Origin of the sequence: Actinomycetospora sp. (assembly GCF_036497245.1) — a bacterium.
Classification (GTDB): Bacteria; Actinomycetota; Actinomycetes; order Mycobacteriales; family Pseudonocardiaceae; genus Actinomycetospora.
Genome location: NZ_DASXJS010000265.1, coordinates 1 through 3,536, shown reverse-complemented (window position 1 = coordinate 3,536; position 3,536 = coordinate 1). Strand labels below are relative to the sequence as shown.

At 75.7% G+C, this 3,536-nt stretch carries 1 protein-coding gene; it reads left to right on the top strand.

All coding sequences use genetic code 11. From position 1 onward, the window contains the following. Window positions 1-36: 36 nt before the first annotated feature. Window positions 37-3,536 (top strand): ATP-dependent helicase (locus VGI02_RS27195; protein ID WP_527249140.1); only part of this gene is annotated, 3,500 nt, incomplete at its 3' end.

Genomic DNA, 3,536 nt, shown 5'->3' with positions numbered 1-3,536 from the left:
CCGAAAGCTGCCCCGGTGTCAACGTCGGCGGACGGAATTCCAGTGAGCGCGATCTCTGCGGCTGAGCTGGCCAAGCTCCTGAATGCACCTGAGCCGACCGACGAGCAGGCCGCGATCATCGAATCCCCCCAGCAGCCCGCGGTCATCATCGCTGGCGCCGGGTCGGGCAAGACCGAGACGATGGCGGCGCGGGTGCTGTGGCTGGTCGCCAACCAACTCGTCGATCCGGGAGCGGTACTCGGGCTCACCTTCACCCGTAAGGCCGCCGGCGAACTCGGCGCCCGCATCCGGCGTCGACTCGCTCAATGGCGGCGGGTGGTCGAGGCCGACCGCGACGCCGAGCGCCTCGCGGCGCTGCTCTCGGGCGAGCCGACCGTCCTCACCTATGCCGCCTACGCCGGCCGACTCGTGGGCGAACAGGCCATGCGGGTGGGCGCCGAGCCGAGCCCGCGGCTGCTAAGCCAGGCTGTGCGCTGGCAATTGGCCGACCAAGCCGTGCGCCGGTACGGGGGTGATCTGCCGACCGACATCGGCTCGCTCGCCTCGATTCCGGGCTGGGTGCTGGCGTTGTCCGATTCGCTGGCCGATCACCTCGTCACCCCGGACCAGGTCGAGCGGTTCTGCGCCGACCTGCTCGCCGAGTGGGAACCGCTGCCGCTCGGGCCACGAATCACCTCACCGACTCCGGGCGACACCGTTCGGCTCATCGCCGCCACCGAGCACCGCCACGAACTCATGGATCTTGTCCGCGACTTCGCGGCGGCCAAGCGCCGCAGTGGGGGAGTCGACTACGCCGACCAGATGACCCTGGCCGCGCGGCTGGCCGGCGTACCCGAAGTCGTTGCCATCGAACGCGCGCGGTTCGGTGTCGTCTTGCTCGACGAGTACCAAGACACGGGGCACGCCCAGGTCGTCATGCTCGCCGGCCTGTTCGGCGGGGGGCACCCGGTGACGGCGGTGGGCGACCCGTTCCAGTCGATCTACGGCTGGCGTGGCGCGAGTGCGGCGAACCTGCCCCGGTTCGTCACCGACTTCCCGCGCCCGGATCCCGGCCAGGCGAGCGGAGCGACGGGGGAAGGCAGGCGGGCGAGCGGTGATGCCGTCGAATGGGTCGCGGCCCGGCGGTTCGGCCTGCTCACCAGCTTCCGCAATCCGCCCGAGGTGCTGGAGCTGGCGAACGGAGTCGTGGAACCCCTGCGCGAACCCCGCGCCCTCGACGGCGTGGGGGAGCTGCGGGCCTTCGTCGGCGCCGAGCCCGGCGACGTGCACGTCGCGCTGCACACCGACGTCGTCGCCGAGCGGGCCTGGCTGGCGGACGCGGTCGCCGACCGGTGGCGGGCCGCGCTCGACCGCGGTGACCCTCCGCCCACGAGTGCGGTCCTCGTGCGCCGGCGCGCCGACATGACCGAGATCGCCGCCGCGCTGCGGGAGCGGGACCTGCCGGTCGAGGTGGTCGGGCTGGGGGGTCTGCTCGACGAGCCCGAGGTCCGCGACCTCGTCTCGGCGCTGCGTCTGGTGGTCGACCCGCTCGCCGGGGGCGCGGCGATCCGGTTGCTGACGGGGGCCCGCTGGCGCATCGGGGGCGCGGATCTCGCCGCGCTGTGGCGCCGGGCGCGCGAGCTCGCGGCCCCGCCGGTGCCCGAGACCGCCCCGACGGCGGGTGCACCGGACCCGGTCGCCGACGCGCTGCCCGGCGAGCACGCCGAGCGGGCCGGGCTGGTCGACGCGCTCGACGACCCGGGGCCCGCCGAGCGCTACTCACCCGCCGGTTACGCCCGGCTCCGGCGGCTCGCGCGGGAGCTTGTCGGCCTGCGCAGACGGGTCACCGCGCCCCTGGTGGACCTGGTCGCCGACGTCGAGCGCACGCTGCTGCTCGACGTCGAGGCTGCCGCCCGCCCCGGCGAGGTCGGGCGGGCGCACCTGGACGCGTTCGCCGACGTCGTCGCCGACTTCGCCGGAGGCGCGACCACCTCCGGCGGCACCGCCACCCCGACCGCGCTGCTCGCCTACCTCGACGCCGCCGAGGAGGCCGAGGACGGGCTGACCCCGGGTGAGGTGGAGTCCACCGCAGGCGCCGACCCGGCGCTCGGGGGTGCCCGGGTGCAGGTCCTCACCGTCCACGCCGCGAAGGGCCTGGAGTGGGAGGTGGTCGCGGTGCCGCACGTCTGCGCGAAGACCTTCCCCGGGCCGAAGCTGTCCGGGTCGTGGCTGACGAGCATCCCGTCGCTGCCCGCCGACCTGCGGGGCGACCGACCCGACCTGCCGGTCCTCGACGTGCGTGACGCCGGGGACCGCAAGGAGCTCACCGAACGCCTGGACCGCCACGAGCAGGAGTTCGACGAGCGCCGGTTGGTCGAGGAGCGGCGGCTGTTCTACGTCGCGCTCACCCGCGCCGAGCGCACTCTGCTCGTCTCCGGGTACTGGTGGGGCGAGTCCGGGGAGAAGCCCCGCGGGCCGTCGGAGCTCCTCACCGAGATCGGGGAGCTCGCCGGTCGCGGCGCGGCGGCCGTCGACGCCTGGGCCGAGCCGCCGGAGGAGGGCGCGGCGAACCCGCTCGCCGAGATCGAGCACACGCAGGCGTGGCCGGTCGACCCGCTCGGGGTCCGCCGCGACGCGGTGGAGGAGGGGGCGGCGCTGGTCCGGGCCGCCCGCGAGCGGCTGGTGGCCGGCGACGATGACCTCCCCGCCGAGGTGTCGGCCGAGGACCCCGGGTCGGCCGACACGGAGCCGGCCGACGCGGAGCCGGCCGACGACCCCGGTTCGGCCGACCCCGACGGGTGGGCCGCCGACGTCGACGTGCTGCTCGCCGAGCGCGCTGCCGCCCGCCAGCGCCACGCCCGGGTGCTGCTGCCCCCGCAGCTCTCGGTGAGCCAACTCGTCGACCTGGCCGCCGACCCGGCTGCGCTCGCCCGCCGACTGCGTCGTCCCGTGCCGCGCCCGCCGGACCCCAGGGCCCGGCGCGGGACGGAGTTCCATGCATGGGTCGAGCGCTGGTTCGCCAAGACCGAACTGCTGGAGTTCGACGAGCTCCCCGGCGCGGCCGACGAGGACCCCGCCGACGGCGAGCCGGCCGCCGCCGACCTCACCGAGCTGCAGGAGCGGTTCACCGCGAGCCGGTGGGCGACCCGGAGCCCGGTCGCGGTCGAGGTGCCGTTCGAGACCGAGGTGGAGGGCACCCTGGTCCGCGGGCGCATCGACGCGGTGTTCACCGACTCCGACGGCGGGGCCACCGTGGTCGACTGGAAGACCGGCGCGCCGCCGGCCCCCGACGCGATGCCCGCCCTGTCGGTGCAGCTCGCGGCGTACCGCCTGGCGTGGGCGGCGCTGTCGGGCACGCCGGTGGAACGGGTGCGCGCGGCCCTGCACTACGTGCGCGCCGACCGGACCGTCACTCCGTCGGACCTGCTCGACGCCGCCGGGCTGCGCGCGCTGGTCGCGTCGGTGCCGGTCGAGGTCCGCGAGCCCGAGGGCGACGACGTCGTGCCGCACCCCGGCCCGTCCGGCCCGTGGTCCGAGGACGACGCCGACCCCGACCG